This is a genomic window from Pantoea sp. ACRSC (genome assembly GCF_022346785.1).
Classification (GTDB): domain Bacteria; phylum Pseudomonadota; class Gammaproteobacteria; order Enterobacterales; family Enterobacteriaceae; genus Pantoea; species Pantoea alvi.
Map to the genome: position 1 here is coordinate 114,872 of NZ_JAKRNN010000008.1, position 19,733 is coordinate 134,604.

At 60.6% G+C, this 19,733-nt stretch carries 21 protein-coding genes; 10 read left to right on the forward strand and 11 right to left on the reverse strand.

All coding sequences use genetic code 11. The features are described from left to right. Positions 1–74 precede the first annotated feature (74 nt). Both rhaR and rhaS read right to left on the reverse strand, forming a co-directional pair. Positions 75–947 (reverse strand): HTH-type transcriptional activator RhaR, encoded by an 873-nt coding sequence (gene rhaR, locus MHZ97_RS10350; RefSeq protein ID WP_239314466.1) that lies wholly within the window; start codon positions 945–947, stop codon positions 75–77. Positions 948–959: 12 nt separating this feature from the next. After that, complete coding sequence (gene rhaS / locus MHZ97_RS10355; RefSeq protein ID WP_103795812.1) at positions 960–1,781, reverse strand: HTH-type transcriptional activator RhaS; 822 nt, start codon at positions 1,779–1,781, stop codon at positions 960–962. A 290-nt stretch (positions 1,782–2,071) separates the two neighbouring features. Here rhaS and rhaB point away from each other — a divergent pair, with 290 nt between their 5' ends. From rhaB to rhaM, 4 genes are read left to right on the forward strand one after another with little or no spacing between them, the layout of a single operon-like run. Continuing rightward, positions 2,072–3,553: a rhamnulokinase gene (gene rhaB / locus MHZ97_RS10360; RefSeq protein WP_239314465.1), complete on the forward strand. Its 1,482-nt coding sequence runs from the start codon at positions 2,072–2,074 to the stop codon at positions 3,551–3,553. After that, complete coding sequence (locus tag MHZ97_RS10365; RefSeq protein ID WP_239314464.1) at positions 3,537–4,793, forward strand: L-rhamnose isomerase; 1,257 nt, start codon at positions 3,537–3,539, stop codon at positions 4,791–4,793. The genes rhaB and MHZ97_RS10365 overlap by 17 nt, the downstream gene beginning before the upstream one ends. A 9-nt stretch (positions 4,794–4,802) precedes the next feature. Continuing rightward, entirely contained in the window at positions 4,803–5,645 is an 843-nt protein-coding gene (gene rhaD / locus MHZ97_RS10370; RefSeq protein ID WP_239314463.1) for a rhamnulose-1-phosphate aldolase, read from the forward strand. Then, positions 5,635–5,949, forward strand: a complete 315-nt coding sequence (gene rhaM, locus MHZ97_RS10375) for an L-rhamnose mutarotase (RefSeq protein WP_103795898.1) — start codon at positions 5,635–5,637, stop codon at positions 5,947–5,949. The genes rhaD and rhaM overlap by 11 nt, the downstream gene beginning before the upstream one ends. A 60-nt stretch (positions 5,950–6,009) precedes the next feature. Here rhaM and MHZ97_RS10380 read toward each other — a convergent pair whose 3' ends face one another. Next, positions 6,010–6,660, reverse strand: coding sequence for a TetR/AcrR family transcriptional regulator (locus tag MHZ97_RS10380; RefSeq protein ID WP_239314462.1), 651 nt, complete (start codon positions 6,658–6,660; stop codon positions 6,010–6,012). 293 nt (positions 6,661–6,953) lie between these two features. On the opposite strand from MHZ97_RS10380, the gene MHZ97_RS10385 reads away from it, so the two are divergent. Continuing rightward, positions 6,954–7,211 (forward strand): DUF1471 domain-containing protein, encoded by a 258-nt coding sequence (locus tag MHZ97_RS10385; protein WP_103795807.1) that lies wholly within the window; start codon positions 6,954–6,956, stop codon positions 7,209–7,211. A 31-nt stretch (positions 7,212–7,242) separates the two neighbouring features. Further along, positions 7,243–7,500, forward strand: a complete 258-nt coding sequence (locus MHZ97_RS10390) for a hypothetical protein (protein ID WP_103795806.1) — start codon at positions 7,243–7,245, stop codon at positions 7,498–7,500. Positions 7,501–7,539: 39 nt separating this feature from the next. Here MHZ97_RS10390 and MHZ97_RS10395 read toward each other — a convergent pair whose 3' ends face one another. The 4 genes from MHZ97_RS10395 to MHZ97_RS10410 form a co-directional block, all read right to left on the reverse strand. Then, positions 7,540–8,724 (reverse strand): sugar transporter, encoded by a 1,185-nt coding sequence (locus MHZ97_RS10395; protein ID WP_239314461.1) that lies wholly within the window; start codon positions 8,722–8,724, stop codon positions 7,540–7,542. Between the two features lie 171 nt (positions 8,725–8,895). Beyond that, a complete protein-coding gene (cybB, locus tag MHZ97_RS10400) occupies positions 8,896–9,438 on the reverse strand; it encodes a cytochrome b561 (protein WP_239314460.1) in 543 nt (180 codons plus the stop codon). Positions 9,439–9,562: 124 nt separating this feature from the next. After that, positions 9,563–9,814 carry a hypothetical protein gene (locus MHZ97_RS10405; RefSeq protein WP_239314459.1) on the reverse strand — a complete coding sequence of 84 codons (252 nt, stop codon included), beginning with the start codon at positions 9,812–9,814 and terminating at the stop codon, positions 9,563–9,565. Positions 9,815–9,982: 168 nt separating this feature from the next. Next, positions 9,983–11,242 carry an MFS transporter gene (locus MHZ97_RS10410; protein ID WP_239314458.1) on the reverse strand — a complete coding sequence of 420 codons (1,260 nt, stop codon included), beginning with the start codon at positions 11,240–11,242 and terminating at the stop codon, positions 9,983–9,985. Positions 11,243–11,335: 93 nt separating this feature from the next. On the opposite strand from MHZ97_RS10410, the gene MHZ97_RS10415 reads away from it, so the two are divergent. The 4 genes from MHZ97_RS10415 to MHZ97_RS10430 all read left to right on the forward strand — a co-directional run bounded on the left by MHZ97_RS10415 (position 11,336) and on the right by MHZ97_RS10430 (position 15,953). Then, positions 11,336–12,232 (forward strand): LysR family transcriptional regulator, encoded by an 897-nt coding sequence (locus MHZ97_RS10415; RefSeq protein WP_103795801.1) that lies wholly within the window; start codon positions 11,336–11,338, stop codon positions 12,230–12,232. A 138-nt stretch (positions 12,233–12,370) separates the two neighbouring features. Beyond that, entirely contained in the window at positions 12,371–13,588 is a 1,218-nt protein-coding gene (locus tag MHZ97_RS10420; protein WP_103795800.1) for an ROK family protein, read from the forward strand. Between the two features lie 104 nt (positions 13,589–13,692). Then, entirely contained in the window at positions 13,693–14,391 is a 699-nt protein-coding gene (bioD, locus tag MHZ97_RS10425; protein ID WP_103795799.1) for a dethiobiotin synthase, read from the forward strand. Positions 14,392–14,573: 182 nt separating this feature from the next. Further along, complete coding sequence (locus MHZ97_RS10430) at positions 14,574–15,953, forward strand: nucleobase:cation symporter-2 family protein (RefSeq protein ID WP_103795798.1); 1,380 nt, start codon at positions 14,574–14,576, stop codon at positions 15,951–15,953. An 86-nt stretch (positions 15,954–16,039) separates the two neighbouring features. Here MHZ97_RS10430 and osmV read toward each other — a convergent pair whose 3' ends face one another. The 4 genes from osmV to osmY are packed head-to-tail and all read right to left on the reverse strand — an operon-like array spanning position 16,040 to position 19,477. After that, entirely contained in the window at positions 16,040–17,176 is a 1,137-nt protein-coding gene (osmV, locus tag MHZ97_RS10435; RefSeq protein ID WP_103795797.1) for an osmoprotectant ABC transporter ATP-binding protein OsmV, read from the reverse strand. After that, entirely contained in the window at positions 17,176–17,823 is a 648-nt protein-coding gene (osmW, locus tag MHZ97_RS10440; protein ID WP_033747177.1) for an osmoprotectant ABC transporter permease OsmW, read from the reverse strand. Before osmW ends, osmV begins: the two co-directional genes overlap by 1 nt. Positions 17,824–17,832: 9 nt before the next feature. Then, entirely contained in the window at positions 17,833–18,750 is a 918-nt protein-coding gene (locus tag MHZ97_RS10445; protein WP_103795796.1) for a glycine betaine ABC transporter substrate-binding protein, read from the reverse strand. Between the two features lie 13 nt (positions 18,751–18,763). Next, the gene (osmY, locus tag MHZ97_RS10450) at positions 18,764–19,477 is read right to left on the reverse strand and encodes an osmoprotectant ABC transporter permease OsmY (protein WP_239314457.1); all 714 of its coding nucleotides are present in this window, start codon (positions 19,475–19,477) and stop codon (positions 18,764–18,766) included. Between the last annotated feature and the right edge of the window lie 256 nt (positions 19,478–19,733).

Sequence of the window (19,733 nt, forward strand, 5' to 3'; positions counted from 1 at the left end):
TTTAACGCAGAGATAAAGTGCCCGCACGGGCACTTTTTTGGCGCTGCCGGAGAGATAAACGGCTGATGCTTTTTTCAGGACGGCGTTTTGTCCTGCGCTGAACTGCCCGACCGCTGCGGCACAAACTGCTGGCGCCAGGCGCTGGGGGTTAAGCCCGTGTCGCGGGTAAACACCACCGAAAAATAGTTGCTGTCGTCGAAACCGCAGCGTGCCGCCACTTCGCCAATCAGGCAATCCTGGGTGCGCAGCAGATGCTTCGCCTGACAGAGCTGCAGCTGGCGCAGGTAGTGGCCGACCGTCATGCCGGTCTGCTGACGAAACAGCTGCTTCAGTGCGCGCTCGTTCAGCGAATTCTGCTGGCAAAACGCCGCCAGATCGAAGGGGCGCGCCACCGCGCCCTGCAGCGCCGACATCAGCAGGTCGAGCTGTTCGCCCTCCGGCAGCGCCCAGGGGCGATCCGCCGCATAGCCGTGACGGCGCAGAATCAACGCCAGCTGTAAAAAGAGCGCTTCGGTGAGCTGAATCGAGAGGGAATCGCTCTTGCGGCTCTCGCGCTCCAGCTGGCTGATAACGCCGCGCGCCAGCGCCATACCGCGCGTGGTCAGCCGCCAGCAGCCGGGGGCGTCGCCCCCCTGTGGCGGCAGCAGTTGCCCCCAGTCGAGCGCCAGGCCGAAGCGGTCGCGGCAGTAAAGAATATTGTCCAGCACCAGATCGTTGACGCTGTCATAGCTGTGGCAATCCCGATCGCGGATATAGAAGACGTCGCCGCAGGTAATCAGCCAGGGGCGATCGTTAAGAATATGCAGGCCGTTGCCGCGCCAGACGATAACAATTTCGCTGAACTCATGCTGGTGAGCGGGAAAAGAGGGCTGCGGCATCCGCTCCGCCACCGTAACCGGCAGGCCTGGGGCGGCAAAATAGTCGTCCCGACTCAGTATCAGCGTCATCGCTCACTCCTTTTACATCATCTGCTGGCGCTCCGCGCGTGGGGCGCAGCCAAATTCACGTCGAAACAGGGTGGAGAAATGGTTACTGTCGCCGAAGCCGCACTGAAAGGCGATATCGGTGATGCGCAGATCGCTGTGGCGCAGCAGGTGACGCGCCTGCAGCAGGCGCAGACGGTTCAGATAGCGCTGCGGCGTGCTGCCGGTCTGCTGCTTCATCTGACGGTGTAGCGTGCGCAGCGACAGCGAAAAGCGGTCGGCCAGCGCCTCCCACAAAATTTCTTCACTGTAGTGGTCGTTAAGCCAGTCGAGCAGGCGATGCAGGCGCGCTTCCTGATCCTGCGCCTGCTCGTTGCGGCACGCTTCGCGCAGCAATACCAGCAGCTGCAGAAAGAGCTGTTCCTGTCGCGCCTGCTTCTCCAGCGACCAGCCATCATCCTGCCGCATCTTCGCCACCACATCCAGCGCCTGCGTCATCACTTTGGTATTTATCCGCCAGTGGGAAGCGTAGTTGCCCTCGCGATCGTTCGGCAGCAGCGCCTGCAGACCCGACAGAAAGCGAAACGCGCCCGGACTGCGGTAGAGCACGTTGGTCAGGCAGAGATTATCCGTCTGCTCATAGAGGTGGCGATCGTGATCGCGCACGAAGCAGACGCAGCCGGCGCAGAGCGTCTGCGGCTGGCCGTTGAAGACGTGAATGCCTGAACCCTGTTCCACCAGCACAATTTCATGAAAATCGTGGTGATGTTCGGGAAACGCCTGCTGCGGCACGCGCGGTTCGATAGCGATGGCGTAGTCGCCCGGCGGGAAGAAATCGGCACTGTGTAAAATCGTCATGGGAGCCTCGGTCATTTAACAAAAGCGTAACCGAGTTTACTCAGCGCCCGCGCGGCTCACCTTGAATTTTCAACCACGAAGCGCAGGAAATCTGCTTTTTATTCAAGATATTCCCGCCAGTTAACAGAATTGCGGCGAAGCTCACATCCATCGCCCTTGCGCCTCTGTGATCTCTCTCACGAACTTCTTTGCAAACCTGCCAGCGGCATTGCCGCGCTGGCAGTAAGGGGAAGGTGGCGGGCGCGCAAGGTTCCTACTCTGTCAGCATCATATCTAAGGAAGAGCGGACCATGAGTAAGCGAAATATCGTTGCGGTTGATTTGGGCGCATCCAGCGGACGCGTGATGCTCGCCCGGTGGGACGCCGCATCACAGCAGATCGATTTGCGCGAGGTACATCGTTTCGCCAGCCGCCGCGAACGCCGTGCCGGCTATGACTGCTGGGATCTCGATCATCTGGAGCGTGAAATTCGCGCCGGGCTGGCGCGGCTGGATGAGGAGAATATTGTGCCGGACAGCATCGGCATCGACACCTGGGGCGTCGATATGGTGCTGCTCGACAAGGCGGGCAACCGCGTCGGCGAAGCGGTGAGCTATCGCGACAAGCGCACCCACGGCGTGATGGAGCAGGCGCTGCGCGAGCTGGGAAAAGAGGCGATCTACGCGCGCACCGGCATCCAGTTTCTGCCCTTCAATACCCTTTATCAGTTTCGCGCCCTGAGCCAGCAGCAGCCCGACTGGAAAGAGAAGGTGGCCCACGCCCTGATGATCCCCGACTATCTGCACTATCGCCTGACGGGCAGGCTGAACTGGGAATATACCAACGCCACCACCACGCAGCTGCTGAATATCGAAAGCGGCGAATGGGATGCTGACCTGCTCAGCTGGGCCGGCGCGTCGCCCGCCTGGTTCGGCAAGCCGACCTCGCCGGGCAATGTGATCGGCTACTGGCAGAACGCCCGCGGCGTCGATATTCCGATAATCGCCGTCACCACGCACGACACCGCCAGCGCGGTGCTCGCCACGCCGCTGAAGCAGGACAACGCGGCCTATCTCAGCTCCGGCACCTGGTCGCTGATGGGATTCGAAAGCCTGCTGCCTTACGCCTCCGCAGACGCCCTCAGGGCCAACATCACCAATGAGGGCGGGGCGGAAGGCTATCGCGTGCTGAAAAACATCATGGGCCTCTGGCTGCTGCAGCGGGTCTGCGTCGAGCTGCAGATTGAGGATCTCTGCGCGCTGATCGCTGAGACCGAGCAGGAGCCCGCCTGCCGCGCCCTGATCAATCCCAACGACGCGCGCTTTATCAATCCCGAAAGCATGGTGAACGAAATCCAGAACGCCTGCGCCGAACAGCATATGGCGGTGCCGCAGTCCGCCGCCGCGCTGGCGCGCTGTATTTTCGACAGCCTCGCGCTGCTCTACCGTGAGGTAATCGACGAGCTGGGCAGGCTGCGCGGCAGCGCGTTTCAGCAGCTGCACGTGGTGGGCGGCGGCAGCCAGAACCAGCTGCTTAACCAGCTCTGCGCCGACGCCTGCGAAATACCGGTGCTGGCCGGGCCGGTCGAAGCCTCAACCCTGGGCAACGTCGGCTGCCAGCTTATCGCCTCAGGCGAACTGACCGACGTCGCGGATTTCCGCCGCTGCGTAGAAAAAAACTTCCCTCTGAAGACATTTGAACCGCTGACCAACAGCGCCTTTCGTGCCAGTCGGGCACGCTTTTCGGCGCTGAGTCAGCCTGCTAAGGAACTCGCATATGACAAAGCTGATTGAGCAAGCCTTTGAACTGGCTAAACAACGTTATGCCGATATCGGCGTGGATGTCGATGAAGCAATGGCGCGGCTGGATAGCGTTCCCGTCTCCATGCACTGCTGGCAGGGAGACGACGTGCGCGGCTTTGAGAATCCGCAGGGCGCGCTGACCGGCGGCATTCAGGCAACCGGCAACTATCCGGGCAAAGCGCGCAGCGCCGATGAGCTGCGCGCCGATCTGGAAAAAGCGATGTCGCTGATCCCCGGCCCTAAGCGTCTCAACCTGCACGCTATCTATCTGGAAAGCGAATCGCCGGTGGATCGCGACGCCATTGAGCCAAAGCACTTCGCTAACTGGGTGGCGTGGGCGAAGCAGCAGAAGCTGGGGCTCGATTTTAATCCGAGCTGCTTCTCGCATCCGCTAAGCGCCGACGGATTTACCCTGTCGCACGCCGACAAGGCGATTCGCCAGTTCTGGATCGATCACTGCAAGGCGAGCCGTCGCATATCGGCTTACTTCGGCGAGCAGCTCGGCACCCCGTCGGTAATGAATATCTGGGTGCCGGACGGGATGAAGGATCTCACCGTGGATCGGCTGGCGCCGCGTCAGCGTCTGCTGAGCGCGCTGGATGAGGTGATCGCCGAGAAGCTCAGCCCGCAGCACCATATCGACGCGGTCGAGAGCAAGCTGTTCGGCATCGGCGCGGAAAGCTACACCGTCGGCTCCAGCGAGTTCTTTATGGGCTATGCCACCAGCCGTCAGACCGCGCTGACGCTGGACGCCGGCCATTTTCATCCGACCGAGGTGATCTCCGACAAGATCTCCGCCGCCATGCTCTTTGTACCGCGCCTGCTGCTGCACGTCAGCCGCCCGGTGCGCTGGGACAGCGACCACGTGGTGCTGCTTGACGATGAAACCCAGGCGATCGCCAGCGAGATCGTGCGCCACCAGCTGTTTGACAAGGTGCATATCGGCCTCGACTTCTTCGACGCCTCGATTAACCGCATCGCCGCCTGGGTCATCGGCACGCGCAACACCCGGAAAGCACTGCTGCGCGCGCTGCTGGAGCCGACCGATCGCCTGCGTCAGGCCGAAGCCGCCGGGGATTACACCGCGCGTCTGGCGCTGCTGGAAGAGCAAAAATCGCTGCCGTGGCAGGCGGTATGGGAGGCCTGGTGCCTGCGCCATGACGTTCCCGCCGACGCCAGCTGGCTAAGCGATGTGCGTCACTATGAAAAACAAATTCTGAATCAACGTTAAGGGTTCACTATGCAAAGCATTCTTTCATCCTGGTTTGTACAGGGAATGGTGAAAGTCACCAGCGATATGTGGCTGAAGGGCTGGGACGAACGTAACGGCGGCAACGTCTCGCTGCGCTTGCTGGAAGAGGAGGTGAAGCCTTTTGCCAGCGACTTTTACGCCGAGCCGCGCTGCGTTGAGCTGACGAAACCGGCGCCTGAACTGGCCAACTGCTGGTTTCTCGTTACCGGCTCCGGCAAGTTTTTCCGCAATGTACAGCTCGACCCAGCCGACAGCCTGGCGCTGCTGAAGGTCGATGAGCAGGGCCTCTCCTTTAAAATTCACTGGGGGCTGAGCAACGGTGGGCTGCCCACCTCCGAGCTGGCGTCGCACTTCCAGTCCCACAGCGTGCGCAAAGCCGTTACCGGCGGCGCGGATCGCGTGATTATGCACTGCCACGCCACCCACTTTATGGCGCTGAGCTACGTGGTGGATCTCGATTCGGCGCGCTTTACCCGCCTGCTGTGGGAAGGCAGCACCGAGTGTCTGGTGGTGTTCCCGGATGGCGTCGGCATTCTGCCGTGGATGGTGCCGGGAACCGATGAAATCGGCCAGGCGACGGCTGAGAAGATGGCGTCTCACAGCATTGTGATGTGGCCGTTCCACGGCATCTTCGGCGCGGGGCCGACGCTGGACGAGACCTTTGGCCTGATCGACACCGCAGAGAAATCCTCCGAGGTGATCGTGAAGGTGCTGTCGATGGGAGGCATCCGCCAGAGCATCACCACCGAACAGCTGGTGGCGCTGGGCCAGCGCTTCAACGTTAAGCCGTGGCAGGCGGCGCTTGATGCAGGGCCAGCCAATGCTTCGTAAAGCCTTTGTTATGCAGGTAAACGCCGATTGTCATCAGGAGTATGAGCGCCGTCATTCGCCCATCTGGCCGGAGCTGGCGGAAACGCTTAAGGCACACGGCGCGCACAACTATGCGATCTGGCTGGATGCCGAACGGCATCTGCTGTTCGCCAGCGTGGAAATCGAGTCGGAAGAGCGCTGGAACGCGGTGGCGCAGACAGAGGTGTGCCAGCGCTGGTGGGCGTCGATGAAAGAGCTAATGCCGAGCAATGCCGACAACAGTCCGGTTAGCCAGCCGCTGAAGCCGGTCTTTTTCCTCGAGTAAACTGCAGAAACGAGCAGGGCGGGATATCTCCCGCCCTGATTACTTCATAGCGCAAAATATTCAGCGCGACTTCATGCACTGACCGGTCAGCGCTGGCCACATCGCCATCAGCGTGTCGATAATGTTATCGAGATCCGCTTTCGGTGCGCCTTCGCGTGCGCGCACCGACATACCCTGCAGCATACAGGCGAGATAGCGCGCCAGGGAGAGAATATCGACCTGTGCCGGAATATCGCCGCGCTGCTGACGCGCGGTGAGAAAATCGAGCAGCGTCTGCTGCTGCGCCTGGTGCTGCTGGCGCAGCATATGGGCGATCTCGCTCGATGATGAAGAGAGCGCGGTCGAGGTGCAGATAAAGAAACAGCCCGCCGGGGTGTCGCAGTGGGTGAAGCAGGCCGCCGTGGCGCGGAACCAGCCTTCAATCGCTTCGGCAACCGGCTTGCTCTCATCCTGCAGCGCGGCGTTGCGCTCGGCGCTAAAGCGCTCGATATAGCGTTCCATTGCCGCGCGGAACAGGCCCTCTTTATTCTCGAACTCGGCGTAAAGCGTCGGCGCTTTCGCACCGGTAGCGGCGACCAGATCGGAAAGCGACGTGCCTTCATAGCCGTGGGTCCAGAACAGCGTCAGCGCTTTGTCCAGCGCCGCGTCCCGGTCAAAGGTTTTGGGCCGGCCGCGACATTTTTTTACGGCTTCATCATGTTGCTGGCTCATAGATCCTCACGTCTGAAAAACACCCCATTAAATTACCGATCATTAAGAAAATATGCAAGCCAGCCCGCACGCCGCTGCAGGCAGGTTGGCATTTTGTGCGTTGACGCCTGTTTTTCACCCATATGGTTAAGTGTAAAAGGGCGCTGAAGCCCATACTCACGCCTCTTCTGCATTAAAATAACGATCGATAAATTAATGTTGACGTCACCCGGCAGGATGCTCTACTATTTATTTAACGATCGTTAATTAATTTAACGACATCTTTTACCTGACCGAATATGAGAGCCGATATCATGAAAACTACCAAACTGACCCTGGCCGCACTGGCCCTTACCACCCTGACTTTTGGCGCATTTGCTGCAGACCAGGTTGCCAGCGATCCGCTGCACCAGACGCCGGTAGGCACCATCTCCGCGCAGGGCGGCCCTAACCTGGATTCACTGGAAGCGCAGCTGAACGCGAAAGCGGATGCCGCAGGGGCGAAATCATTCCGCATCACCTCGACTTCCGGCCAGAACAACCTGCACGGCACCGCGGTAATTTATCAGTAAGAGAGCGGCGTCAGAGAGAAGGAGAGAGAGGATGAAAAGCGTGAAATATGTCGTGATGGCGGCGCTGCTCGGTACCATTTCCTTTGCCAGCGCAGCGGCCCAACCGCTTCAGGCCGCCCCCTGTTTCCAGACCGGGGCCGCAGCGGTTAACGTGAGCGGCAGCAGCAGCCTGATTTCCCTGGAGCAGCAGCTGTCGGGAAAGCAGGAGAGCGGTCGCGTAACCTCTTTCCCCATCGCTTCGACCTCTGGCGCGAGCAGGCTGTCTGGCACAGCCGCCAGCCTTAACTAAGAAAAAGGGGCTTCAGAATAGATTCTGAAGCCCCTTTTTTTATCCGTTGCTGCGCAACTGCGGGTATTTGCGGAAGATCGCGATACACCAGAACAGCGCAACCAGCCCCAGCAGCCCGCCAATATTTCCTACGTCGGCCATGCCTAAATGTTCGCTGACCTGATTGCCCAGCAGCGCGCCCGCACCGATGCCGATATTATAGATGCCTGACATCAGCGACATCGCCACGTCGGTGGCATCCGGTGCCAGCGACAGCACGCGCACCTGCATCGCCAGACCGATCATCATCATCGCCATACCCCACAGAATACAGAGCGTTGAAATCGCCGCCGGACGGACCGCGGCGAAGATCAGCAGCCCCATGCAGAGCGTAATAATGGCTATCGCGGCGATCAGCAGCGCCGACGGAAACTTATTGCCCAGCGAGCTAAAGAGCAGGCTGCCGAAGATCCCGGCGGAGCCGAACAGCAGCAGCAGCAGCGTAGTAAAGTTCTCATCCGCACTGGCCACGAACTGCATAAAGGGTTCGATATAGCTGTAGGCGGTGTAATGGGCGGTGACCACCAGCGTTACCAGCAGATACATGCTGACCAGCGCGGGGCGGCGAAACAGCATCGGCACGCTGCTGAGCGAGCCGGTATGTTCGCTCGGCAGACGCGGCAGGATGCGCGCCAGCAGCACCATCAGCACCAGCGCCGAGACGCCAATCATGCCAAAGGTGGTGCGCCAGCCCAGATATTGTCCCACCACGCGGCCGATCGGCACGCCCAGCACCATCGCCAGCGCGGTACCGGTCGCCAGCATGCTTAACGCCTGGGTCTTTTTACCGGCGGGCGCGACGCGGATCGCCAGCGAGGCGGTGATCGACCAGAACACCGCATGCGCCAGCGCGATGCCGATGCGCGACAGCACCAGCGAGGCGAAGCTCCACGCGAAGGTTGAGAGCACATGGCTAACGATAAAGATCAGGAACAGCACCGACAGCAGAATGCGCCGCTCGATATTGCGCGTCAGCAGCATCAGAGGCAGCGAAAGCAGCGCCACCACCCAGGCATAGATCGTAAGCATAATGCCCACGTCAGCGCTTTTCATGCTGAAGCTGGCGCCGATATCGGAGAGCAGACCGACGGGGACAAATTCGGTGGTGTTGAAAACAAAGGCGGCGATAGCCAGCAGCACCACGCGTAGCCAGGCCGTTTTACGGGATACAGTAGTTGGTTGCATGAAAATAGATCAGTCAGAGCAGCAGCAAAAAAGATGCGGTTCACATCCACGAAAGTGACTTACGTCACAAATTATTGACTATTGTGGAGGAATTGCACGGCAAGGGGAACGATGAAACGCAGTTTTATCCTGAAAGTTTTTTATCGCCCGACCGGCGGGCGATAAAAGCGGTTATCCGCGCGGGGTTTTGCCTGGCATCATACGCCTGAGCGTATTGTCCTTAAGAAAATAGTGATGAAACAGCGCGCCAGCGGCATGCAGGCCAATCAGCCAGTATCCCAGCGGGGCCAGGGTTTCATGCCAGCCGATCAGGGTATCGGAAAGGTCGAAGTTGGGCTCGCCTGCCACCGGCATCGGTATGCCAAACAGCCACCATTCGCGTCCGCGCAGATAGCGCGAGGTTATGCCCAGGATCGGCAGGGTGATAAACAGCGCATAGATCAGCGTATGCACCAGATGCGCCAGGCCGGTTTGCCAGCGGGCGGCAGGCGGCGTTATCGGCGGCGTGCGGTGGCGCTTGCGCAACAGCAGACGGGCCAGCATCAACAGCAGGACGGTAAAGCCTGCGCTGAAGTGGGTGATAATCATCGCGTAGCCCTGCCAGGAGCCGCGCTGGGCAAAGCCGCGCAGCTCGATGGTCGCGTAAGCTAGCGCGACCAACAGAAAGGTCAGCCAGTGAAGGGCAATTTGTGAAGCGGCATATTTTTCGCGCATAGTTTGCTCAGGCATCAGGAAGAAGAGCTCTACCTTACTGGAATAAGAGGCGAAATCTTAACAAACTGGCGCAACGGCGCAAACCCGCAGGCTGACCTCCTGAGCGAGGCCAGCATTATCAGAGTCAGGCGATATGCTTTAGTGCCACGCTATTCTGTATCCTCGGGTTTTTTTTTACCGGCAGCGGGCAGCACGCCTCGCAGCCCAGCGATCCGGGATAGTACTTGCGTGCCTGCTGAATAGCGGCGTTGGCGGTGTAAAAGGTGCCGAGAAACAGGCGGGCTTCAAGCGGGGGGAGATACTGGCAGCCAGCGGCGTGGACCACGTGATTATCGTTGTAGCCAGAAATTTTAGAAACGTAGTAGTAATGGCCCATTGGGACATCCTCATTGCTGAAAGAAAAGTACATTTATTGTTGGAGTGTGAGGAATTATAGCCGCTAACAGGGGCTTTGTTATTTTATGGATCTGAATAATAAGCATGCTCAGTATTAACAGGCTAAAAAGGACGCAGCCGCGTCCTGTTTAGCTAACGCCGTGCGGCGTCAGAGTCTTTTTTGCTGCAGGCGCCAGCCAACCAGCAGGGCAAGCAGCAGCAGCGCGGAGATAAAAAGGGTAATGCCCGGCCAGCCGTAGCTGTGCCAGAAGAGGCCACCGAGGGTGCCGGCTACGCTGGAACCCGCATAGTAGCTAAAGAGATAGAGCGACGACGCCTGACCTTTGGCACGACGCGCGCGCGGGCCTATCCAGCCGCTGGCGACCGCGTGGGCAGCGAAAAAACCGGCGGTAAACAGCATCATACCGATGAATATCCACCACACCGCGCTCAGGGCGGTCAGCAGCAGGCCCGCCAGCATCAGCGCCGTGGCGCCGAGCAGCACCGGGCCGCGTCCCAGTTTCATCGTCAGCGCGCCCGCCTTCGGCGAACTCCATGAGCCGGTCAGATAGACCACGGAAAGCAGGCCGACAACGGCCTGGCTGAGATGGTAGGGTGCGCCGAGCAGACGGTAGCCGATATAGTTAAACAGGGTGACAAAGGCGCCCATCAGCAGAAAGCCTTCGGCAAACAGCAGCGGCAGCCCGGCGTCGCGCCAGTGGAGACGAAAGTTAATCATCAGGCTGCGCGGCTTCAGCGACGCCGGACGAAAGTGGCGCGACGCGGGCAGTATGCGCCAGAACATCAGCGCTGAGGCGAGAGCGCTGCAGCCAATCGCCGCGATGGCGACGCGCCAGGAGAAGAAATCGGTCAGCACGCCGCTCAGTAAGCGGCCGCTCATGCCGCCGATAGAGTTACCGCTGATATAGAGCCCCATAGAAAAAGCGATAACGCTGGGATGGATCTCCTCGCTGAGATAGGTCATGCCCACGGCGGCAACACCGCTGAGCGACAGCCCGGTCAGGGCGCGCATCAGCAAAATCCCCTGCCAGCTGTTCATGGCGGCGGAAATCAGGGTGCAGATTGCCGCCAGCATAAGCGCGGTGACCATCACGTTTTTGCGGCCGACGGCGTCAGAAAGCGGCCCGGTTACCAGCAGCCCTAGCGCCATCAGCCCGGTGGCGACAGAGAGTGAAATACTGCTCTGGGCGGGTGAGACGCCGAACTGCGCCGACAGCACCGGCAGAATAGGCTGCACGCAGTAGAGCAGCGCAAAAGTCGCCAGACCGGCGGAGAAGAGCGCCAGCGTGACGCGCATAAACTGCGGCGTGCCGCGTTTGATCCACACGGGCGAGGCCGCGGAAGAGAGTGCCGGCGAGTCGTCTGGCTCGCCGTCGTCGAGAGTAACCGCCTGAGAAGAGCGACGCACATTAATTCCTTAACTGAAAAAAGTCCCTCTACTCTAGGAAAGCGCTAATAGGTTGTCTAATATATTAATAATCTTAATTGATATGTTAAACCTATGAATATCGAACTGCGTCACCTGCGCTACTTTCTCGCGGTCGCGGAAGAGCTGCACTTTGGCCGCGCGGCGCAGCGACTCAGTATCTCCCAGCCGCCGCTCAGCCAGCAGATTATGCAGCTGGAGCAGGCGATTGAGGCGAAGCTGCTTACCCGCACCAACCGCAGCGTCCAGCTTACCCCGGCGGGAAAGCAGTTCCTCAGCGATACGCGCGCGATTTTACAGCAGGTAGAGCAGGCAGCCGAGCGCGCCGCGCGGCTGGAGCGCGGCGAGGAGGGGGAGCTGCGCATCGGCTTTACCTCTTCCGCGCCTTTTACCGGCCTGGTCTCCGACGCGCTCTATCAGTTTCGCCAGCGCTGGCCGCAGGTGCATATCCAGATTCAGGAGATCAACACCCGCCAGCAGCTTGCGCCGCTGCATGAGGGCAGGCTCGATCTGGGAGTGATGCGTAACACCGCGCTGCCGCCCGACCTGCGTTATCAGCTGCTGCTGCGTGAACCGCTGCGCGCGGTGGTGCACTGGGCGCATCCGCTGGCGGATGAGGAGACCATCTCTGTTCGCGCGCTGGCCAGCGAACCTTTCGTTTTCTTCGATCCGCAGGGCGGCACGGCGCTGCACGGCGAAATCCTCAGCCTGCTGCGGCGCTACCAGATCAAGCCCTACATTATGCAGGAGGTCGGCGAGGCGATGACGATTCTCGGGCTGGTGGCGACCGGCCTCGGCGTGTCAATTTTGCCCGCCTCCTTCGCCCGCGCGCGGCTGGCCGATGTGGTCTGGCTGCCGCTCAGGGAGGAGGATGCGCTGTCGGAGATATGGCTGGTCTGGTCGGCGGAGCGCGAGCCGTCGATGCAGATGCGCAATATGATGCGGCTGCTCTCGCCCGCAGCGGAAAAATAGGGGTCAGGCCTTCAGCAAAGTCTGGTTTTTATGTGCTGTAAATCACATTTCAAATCAAATATTTGACGCTAAGCCGCAATCTGCCTCACCATAGCTGCTGTTTATTTAGAAGCGCGAAAATAACCGGGAGCACAGGGCGTGAAGCTGGAGAGTCAGCCTGGCCATATTGACCAGATCAAACAGACTAATGCAGGCGTGGTTTATCGCCTGATCGATCTCTACGGTCCGATTTCGCGTATCGAACTTTCCCGACTGGCGCAGCTGGCGCCTGCCAGCATCACCAAAATCGTGCGTGAAATGCTCGATGCCCATCTGGTGCAGGAAACGGAATTTCAGGAGCCTGGCTCGCGCGGCCGCCCGGCCATCGGCCTGATCCTCGATACCCTCGCCTGGCACTATCTCGCGGTGCGCCTGCACCGCGGTGCGCTGACCCTGACGCTGCGCGATCTCAGCAGCCGCGCGCTGGTAGAGGAGTCGTTGCCGCTGCCTGACGAAGCGCAGCAGCCGCTGCTCACCTCGCTAATCGACTGCGTGGACGCCTTTTTTATGCGCCATCAGCGCAAACTGGAGCGGCTGACGGCGATAGCCATTACGCTGCCCGGGCTGATTAACGCCGCCTCGGGCGTGGTGCACCGGCTGCCGGGCTACGAGGCGCGCGATATCCCGCTGGGCGATACCCTGGCGCAGCGCACCGGCGTGCCGGTTTTCGTGCAGCATGATATCTCCGCCTGGACGCTGGCGGAGGCGCTGTTCGGCGCCTCGCGCGGGGCGCAGGACGTTATCCAGATTGTGATTGACGACACGGTCGGCGCTGGCGTCATCAGCGGCGGCCAGCTGCTGCATAAAAGCGGCCGCGCGCTGGTGGAGATTGGGCATACCCAGATCGATCCCTATGGCCAGCAGTGCTACTGCGGCAATCACGGCTGTCTGGAAACGGTCGCCAGCACCGGCAGCCTGCTGGCGCTGGCAGCGCAGCGCCTGGAGGCGCAGCCCGACAGCGTGCTGCACCAGCAGCCCTTAACGCTGGCGTCGCTCTGCCTGGCGGCCCAGCAGGGGGATCGCCTGGCGCGCGACGCCATCGCAGGGGTTGGGCATCACGTTGGCCGGATGCTGGCGATGATGGTCAATATTTTCAATCCGCAGCATATTTTAATCGGTTCGCCGCTCAACCAGGCCGCTGAGGTGCTGTTTCCCGCCGTCAGCAGCACCATTCGTCAGCAGGCGCTGCCCGCCTACAGCGAGGTGATCCAGCTCGCCCCGACGGCGTTCCGCGAGCCGGGCACCCTCGGCGCGGCGGCGCTGATCAAAGACGCCCTCTACAGCGGCTATCTGCTGGTGAAGCTGCTACAAGGTTAAGCGCGACTGAACTTTGCGCTAACGCAAGCTGCCCGCCGTCCGCACTCCTTACAATGGGGTTTGCTTTTTTGTAAAACAAAACCGTTACGTTGAGGAGGAGTGGGGTGAAAAATCTGTTCATTACCGGCACTGATACCGCTGTAGGAAAGACCGTTGTTTCGCGCGCGCTTCTGCAGTATCTCGCTCATGCGGGCCTGAGCGCAGTCGGTTTCAAACCGGTGGCGCGCAACGCCGTACGGAGCGCAGAGGGCCTGCGCAGTAAAGATGCGCTGGTTTTGCAGAGCAGCTCGACGCTTACCCTGCCTTACGACGCGATTAACCCGTTAATTTACGAAGAAGACGAAGTCAGCATTCGCCCGCGCCGGCCAGTGGACTATCCGCTGCTGAGCCAAAGCCTGCAGCGGCTGGAGCAGCAGGCCGACTGCGTGGTGGTCGAAGGCACCGGCGGCTGGCGCAGCCTGATGAACGATGCGAAGCCGCTCTCTGGCTGGGTGGCGCAGCATCATATGCCGGTGGTGCTGGTGGTGGGCATCAAACAGGGCTGCCTCAGCCATGCGCTGCTGACCGCCGAGGCGATCGCGCGCGACGGGCTGCCGCTGGCGGGCTGGGTCGCGAACCGCATTAACCCTGGACTGGCGCACTATGCGGAGCTGATTGACGTGCTGCGCGACAGCATCGACGCGCCGCTGCTGGGAGAATTGCCCTATCTGCCGCGCGCCGAACAGCGCGATTTAGCCGGCTACCTCGATCTCTCTTCAATGGGCATCGCCGCGTTGCCCGATTCAGGTGCAAAGATCGCCTGACGGTGAAACATAATGCTTCAAAGCCGCTGCGGCTGAATCGATGGTTTCAGGATCCAGCCCAGCGCGCCTCTTTTTTAATTCCATTCTATTCAGCCAGTTAGCAATATTTTCTCTCGCTGCCTGCGCGCGTGGCGTGATTAATGCATTAACAGCGTTAATCAAGAGACTGCCGGAGCACGATTATGTCGCATTCAGAAGAAAAAGCATTGCTGTACGGGCTGGACGAACGCATCAGGCCTGCGCCCGCTTTTTTCGCCGCGCTGCAGCACCTGCTGGCCAGCGTGGTCGGCATTATTACACCACCGCTGATCATTGGCTCGGTACTGGGGCTGCAGGCCTATATTCCCTATCTGATCAGCATGTCGCTGCTGGTCTCCGGCATGGGAACCTTTCTTCAGGCGCGGCGCGTGGCGGGGATTGGTGCGGGCATGATCTGTCTGCAGGGTACCAGTTTCGCCTTTCTCGGCGTGATCCTTTCCGGCGGGATGATCGTCAAAAGCCGCGGCGGATCGCCGGAGGATATTATGGCGATGATCTTCGGCTGCACGCTGGTTGCCGCGCTGATCCCGCTGCTGATTAGCCGCTGCGTCTCGCAGCTGCGCCGCGTTCTGACGCCGGTGGTGACCGGCACGGTGATCACGCTGATCGGCATCAGCCTGATTAAGGTGAGCATTACCGACTGGGCAGGCGGGCACAACGCCGTGAATTTCGGCGCGCCCGGCAATCTGGCGCTCGGCGCGCTGACGCTGCTGGTGATTATTGCGCTGAACCGCATGCGCAACCGCTGGGCGCGGCTGATTGCGGTTATCGCCGGTATTGCCGTCGGCTGCCTCGCCGCGGCGCTGAGCGGTATGCTGGTGCTGAAACCGCTGCCGGCGACGGGCTGGCTGGCGCTGCCGGGCTTTTTCCGCTTCGGCTTCGCCTTCGACTGGACCATTTTCTTGCCGATTGCGCTGGTGTCGGTGATCTCGGTGATTGAGGCGGTGGGCGATCTTACCGCCAACTGTATGCTGTCGCAGCAGCCGATCAGCGGGCCGCAGTTTCAGCGTCGCCTGCAGGGCGGCATCTGCGCCGACGGCATCAGCTGTGTGCTGGCGGCGGTTTTCTCCGCTTTTCCCAACACCACCTTTGCGCAGAATAACGGCGTGATCCAGATGACCGGCGTGGCGAGCCGCTATGTCGGCATGGTAATGGGCGCGATGCTGGCGCTGCTCGGGCTGTTTCCCGCCGTTGGCGCGCTGATGCAGCAGATCCCGCCGCCGGTGCTGGGCGGCGCGACGCTGGTGATGTTCGGCAGCGTGGTGGCCGCCGGGATCCGCGTTATGACCCAAACCCCGCTGGGGCGGCGCGAGATGTTGATTGTGGCGGTCTCCTTTGGGCTGGGGCTGGGCGTCGAGGCGGTGCCGGAAGCGCTGAAGCAGTTCCCGCCGCTGGTGGGTCAGATCTTTGGCCATGCGGTGACGACCGGCGGCGTGCTGGCGATCCTGCTCAATCTGGTGCTGCCCAGCGAGCCGCGCGCGGTGGTTTTGCCGCAGGGCGAAGCGGTGGAAAAAGGGCTGTAGAGAGGGATAACAGCTAATTTGGCCCAGGCGCGATAACATTTGCGCCTGGGCCTTTTGCCTGCGGGAGGGAGGCAACCTCTGAGGCGTTACGGATTAAGGCGGCGGCGGGTGCGCCCGGAGCTCAGGTAGTCGGCGATATAGTCCTGCGAAATTTCCCCGCTGTAGCGGCCATCCTCATCCACGATCGGCATCCAGACGGTGTTGTGCTCATACAGCTTTGAGAGCACCACGCGCAGGTTCTCTTCCGCCTTGCCGGTTACCCGGAAGGTGTGCAGCCGCTCTTCGCAGTAGCCGCTGGCGTCTCGTGCCTCGCGGCGCTTGACAAAGCCGAGCGGTTTACCGTCGTTATCCACCACCGTGACCGAACGCATATCGTTTTCATCCATCAGGGCGAACGCCTCCGCCAGCGGGGTGGCGCGCTTAACGGTGATAGTGGGCTGCTGATCGGTGACGTCGCCCGCCTGCACCAGCAGCAGGCGCTTCAGCGTGCGGTCCTGGCCGACGAAAGAGCCGACGAAGTCATTTTTCGGGCTGGCCAGCAGCTCATCCGGGCTGGCGCACTGCACGATTTTCCCCTGGCCAAACACCGCGATGCGGTCGCCGAGCTTGAGCGCTTCGTCAATATCGTGGCTCACCAGCATCACGGTTTTCTTCAGCTGCCGCTGCATATCAAGAAACTCGTTCTGGATCGCCTCGCGGTTAATCGGGTCGACCGCGCCGAAGGGTTCATCCATCAGCAGCACCGGCGGATCCGCCGCCAGCGCGCGGATCACCCCAATACGCTGCTGCTGGCCGCCCGACATCTCGCGCGGGTAGCGGTGCAGAAATTTGCGGGGATCGAGCGCCACCATGCTCATCAGCTCGGTGGCGCGTTCGCGGCAGCGCTTTTTGTCCCAGCCCAGCATGCGCGGCACCACGGTGATGTTCTCTTCAATGGTCATATTAGGGAAGAGGCCAATCTGCTGGATCACATAGCCGATATTGCGGCGCAGGGTCACGGTATCCTGGGTGCTGGTATCCTCGCCGTTGATCAAAATTTTGCCGCTGGTGCTGGGGATAAGGCGATTAATCATCTTCAGCGTGGTGGTCTTGCCGCAGCCCGAGGGGCCAAGCAGCACGCACATTTCTCCCTGCGGTACATGCAGGCTGACGTTATCGACGGCGGTGACGCTGGTGCCGTTTTTCTGGGTAAAGGTTTTCGTCAGGTTTTCCAGTTTTATCATTATCGAATCCCCTTAGGAGTCAGCGCCGACTGCAGACGATGCAGCAGCCAGTCAAGAATAATGGCCAGCAGGCAGATCATCAGCGCGCCGGCGATTAACATACGAATATCGCTGCCGCTGATGCCGTCGAGCAGCAGCAGGCCAAGCCCGCCAGCGCCGATAACCGCGGCGATGGCCATTACGCCGACGTTCATGACCACGGCGGTGCGAATGCCGCCGAAAATCACCGGCAGCGCCATAGGAATTTCCACCCAGCGCAGCCGCTGCCAGAAGGTCATGCCGATGCCGCGTCCCGCCTCGCGCAGGCCGTCAGGCAGGTTCTCCAGCGCGGTATGGGTATTGCGCACAATCGGCAGCAGCGAATAGAGAAACACCGCGGTAATCGCCGGCAGCGCGCCGATGCCCTGGCCGATCAGCGAAAAGAGCGGGATCATCAGGCCGAACAGGGCAATGGTCGGGATGGTAAGCACCACGGTGGCGATGCCCAGCACCGGCGCGGCCAGCCACCTGACGCGCACGATCAGCACCCCCAGCGGCACGCCAGCGACGATGGCGCAGCCAACCGCCACCAGCACCAGCCAGGTATGCTGCCAGGTCAGCGCCAGCAGGCTGCTCCAGTTGTTGATAATGTAGTGAAAGGTATCCATAGGGCCGCCTTACAGCATGTTGTTGGCTGTGAGAAAGTCGCGCGCAACCTGCTCGGGCGACTGATGATCGATATCGACGCGCTTGTTCAGCTCGGTAATCGCCTCGCTGGTGAGCAGCGGCGAAAGCTGATTCAGCGCCGCCGCCAGGCCAGGATGGCTCTCCAGCACATCTTTACGCACCACCGGCGTGACGTTGTAGCTGGGGAAGAAGTGCCTGTCATCCTCCAGCACCTTAAGATCGAACCCCTTGACCCGTCCGTCGGTGGTATAGACCAGGCCCGCATCGACAAAGCCGTCACGCACCGCGTTATAGACCAGACCGGGATCCATCTGCCGAATCTGCGGCCGATCCAGCGTCAGGTTATAGGCGCTCTGCAGCGGCTTCATGCCGTCTGAGCGGCCGGAGAACTCCAGATCCAGCCCGAGCCGCCAGTTATGGTCGGGATCGCGCTGGCGCACCTGTTCAATTTTCGCCACCAGCTGCGACATGGTGCTGATGCCTTCTTTCTCGGCGCGCGCGCGCTGCATGGCGAAGGCGTAGGTGTTATTCATCGGGGCCGGGTTAAGCCATACCAGCCCCAGCTTGCCGTCGAGGGATTTCACCGTCTGGTACGCCTCGTCAGAGGACATCGGCTTTTTAATGTGGTTAAAGATGATCAGCGAAGTGCCGGTATACTCCCAGGTCATATCCACCTGTTTATTGAGCATGGCGTTACGGCCGATGGTGGTCGCGATATTGCGTTTGGCGATCACCTGAAAGCCTTTCTTTTGCAGCCACATCACCGTCATGGCGGAAAGGATATGCTGCTCGGTAAAGCTTTTGGTCGCCATCACCAGCGGCGCGGCGGCCTGTGCCCCCTGGCTAAATGCCAGCGTTGCGGCGAGGGCCACGGCGGTGGCTCTTAACCAGCGCGTCAGCGTCGTCATAAAAATCTCCCTGTTAAGCCGCATGTGGGCTGAGAAAGCGACCCAGCGCCGCCAGCAGCATATCGAGCAGCAGCGCGAACAGTGCCGTGGCGACCGCGCCGAGGATCAGCGTAGGAAAGTCGTTAAGATAGATGCCGGGGAAAATCAGTTCGCCGTAGCTGCTGGCGCCGATAAGAAACGCCAGCGGCGCGGTCCCGACGTTAATGGCGGTGGCGATGCGGATGCCCGCCAGCATGACCGGGTAGGCGTTGGGCAGCTCCACCTGGCGCAGGCGCTGGAATTTGGTCATCCCAATGCCGTTTGCGGCTTCAATCAGAGAGGGCGGCACCGCGCTCAGGCCGGAAAAGGTGTTGCGCACAATCGGCAGCAGCGAGGCGAGGAACAGGGCGAAGAGCGCCGGTTTTTCGCCGATGCCCAGCACCACCATCGCCAGCGCCAGCACCGCCAGCGGCGGCAGGGTATTGCCGACGTTGAAAACCTGCATCGCATATTCGGCCCAGCGGCGCGCAAAAGGGCGGCTCAGCAGAATGCCGCTGGGAATGCCGACCAGCAGCGCAAACAGCATCGACCAGAAGACCAGATAGAGATGCTGCTGGCCCAGGTAAATCAGGTCGACGCGCCGCGCGCGCAGCGTATCGATACCGATACCCCAGACCAGCAGCGCCAGCACCCCCACAATAGCCAGCAGCCCGAGTCCGGCACGTCTGACCAGTGAACCATGTTGCATCATCAATTCCCCTGTTGGTTGTTGTGCGGGCCAGCAATGCACTGACCGCTAATTTTCAGGTTTTGTTAAAAAGCCTTTAAGCCTATAGCAGCATGAAACGGGTGAAGCCAGTTTTTATCGGAAAAATCAGACAGATAGAAATAGACAGAATAGCGGCCAGAGCCGCATGGTATCTGGTTTCGGCAGGAAATTATCTCTTTACGGCTCGCTAACGTGACACCGTCACATCAGCGGCGCACGTCAGGCACACCGGCGA

What these genes read in the sequence shown, in the direction of transcription:
- osmW (WP_033747177.1), bottom strand. Translation starts at nt 17,823, where the DNA reads ATGGATACCTTTCACTACATTATCAACAACTGGAGCAGCCTGCTGGCG.
- rhaM (WP_103795898.1), top strand. Translation starts at nt 5,635, where the DNA reads ATGCTTCGTAAAGCCTTTGTTATGCAGGTAAACGCCGATTGTCATCAG.
- rhaB (WP_239314465.1), top strand. Translation starts at nt 2,072, where the DNA reads ATGAGTAAGCGAAATATCGTTGCGGTTGATTTGGGCGCATCCAGCGGA.
- rhaS (WP_103795812.1), bottom strand. Translation starts at nt 1,781, where the DNA reads ATGACGATTTTACACAGTGCCGATTTCTTCCCGCCGGGCGACTACGCC.
- MHZ97_RS10390 (WP_103795806.1), top strand. Translation starts at nt 7,243, where the DNA reads ATGAAAAGCGTGAAATATGTCGTGATGGCGGCGCTGCTCGGTACCATT.
- MHZ97_RS10405 (WP_239314459.1), bottom strand. Translation starts at nt 9,814, where the DNA reads ATGGGCCATTACTACTACGTTTCTAAAATTTCTGGCTACAACGATAAT.
- rhaR (WP_239314466.1), bottom strand. Translation starts at nt 947, where the DNA reads ATGACGCTGATACTGAGTCGGGACGACTATTTTGCCGCCCCAGGCCTG.
- MHZ97_RS10365 (WP_239314464.1), top strand. Translation starts at nt 3,537, where the DNA reads ATGACAAAGCTGATTGAGCAAGCCTTTGAACTGGCTAAACAACGTTAT.
- osmV (WP_103795797.1), bottom strand. Translation starts at nt 17,176, where the DNA reads ATGATAAAACTGGAAAACCTGACGAAAACCTTTACCCAGAAAAACGGC.
- MHZ97_RS10380 (WP_239314462.1), bottom strand. Translation starts at nt 6,660, where the DNA reads ATGAGCCAGCAACATGATGAAGCCGTAAAAAAATGTCGCGGCCGGCCC.
- osmY (WP_239314457.1), bottom strand. Translation starts at nt 19,477, where the DNA reads ATGCAACATGGTTCACTGGTCAGACGTGCCGGACTCGGGCTGCTGGCT.
- MHZ97_RS10430 (WP_103795798.1), top strand. Translation starts at nt 14,574, where the DNA reads ATGTCGCATTCAGAAGAAAAAGCATTGCTGTACGGGCTGGACGAACGC.
- cybB (WP_239314460.1), bottom strand. Translation starts at nt 9,438, where the DNA reads ATGCGCGAAAAATATGCCGCTTCACAAATTGCCCTTCACTGGCTGACC.
- MHZ97_RS10415 (WP_103795801.1), top strand. Translation starts at nt 11,336, where the DNA reads ATGAATATCGAACTGCGTCACCTGCGCTACTTTCTCGCGGTCGCGGAA.
- MHZ97_RS10395 (WP_239314461.1), bottom strand. Translation starts at nt 8,724, where the DNA reads ATGCAACCAACTACTGTATCCCGTAAAACGGCCTGGCTACGCGTGGTG.
- rhaD (WP_239314463.1), top strand. Translation starts at nt 4,803, where the DNA reads ATGCAAAGCATTCTTTCATCCTGGTTTGTACAGGGAATGGTGAAAGTC.
- MHZ97_RS10385 (WP_103795807.1), top strand. Translation starts at nt 6,954, where the DNA reads ATGAAAACTACCAAACTGACCCTGGCCGCACTGGCCCTTACCACCCTG.
- MHZ97_RS10445 (WP_103795796.1), bottom strand. Translation starts at nt 18,750, where the DNA reads ATGACGACGCTGACGCGCTGGTTAAGAGCCACCGCCGTGGCCCTCGCC.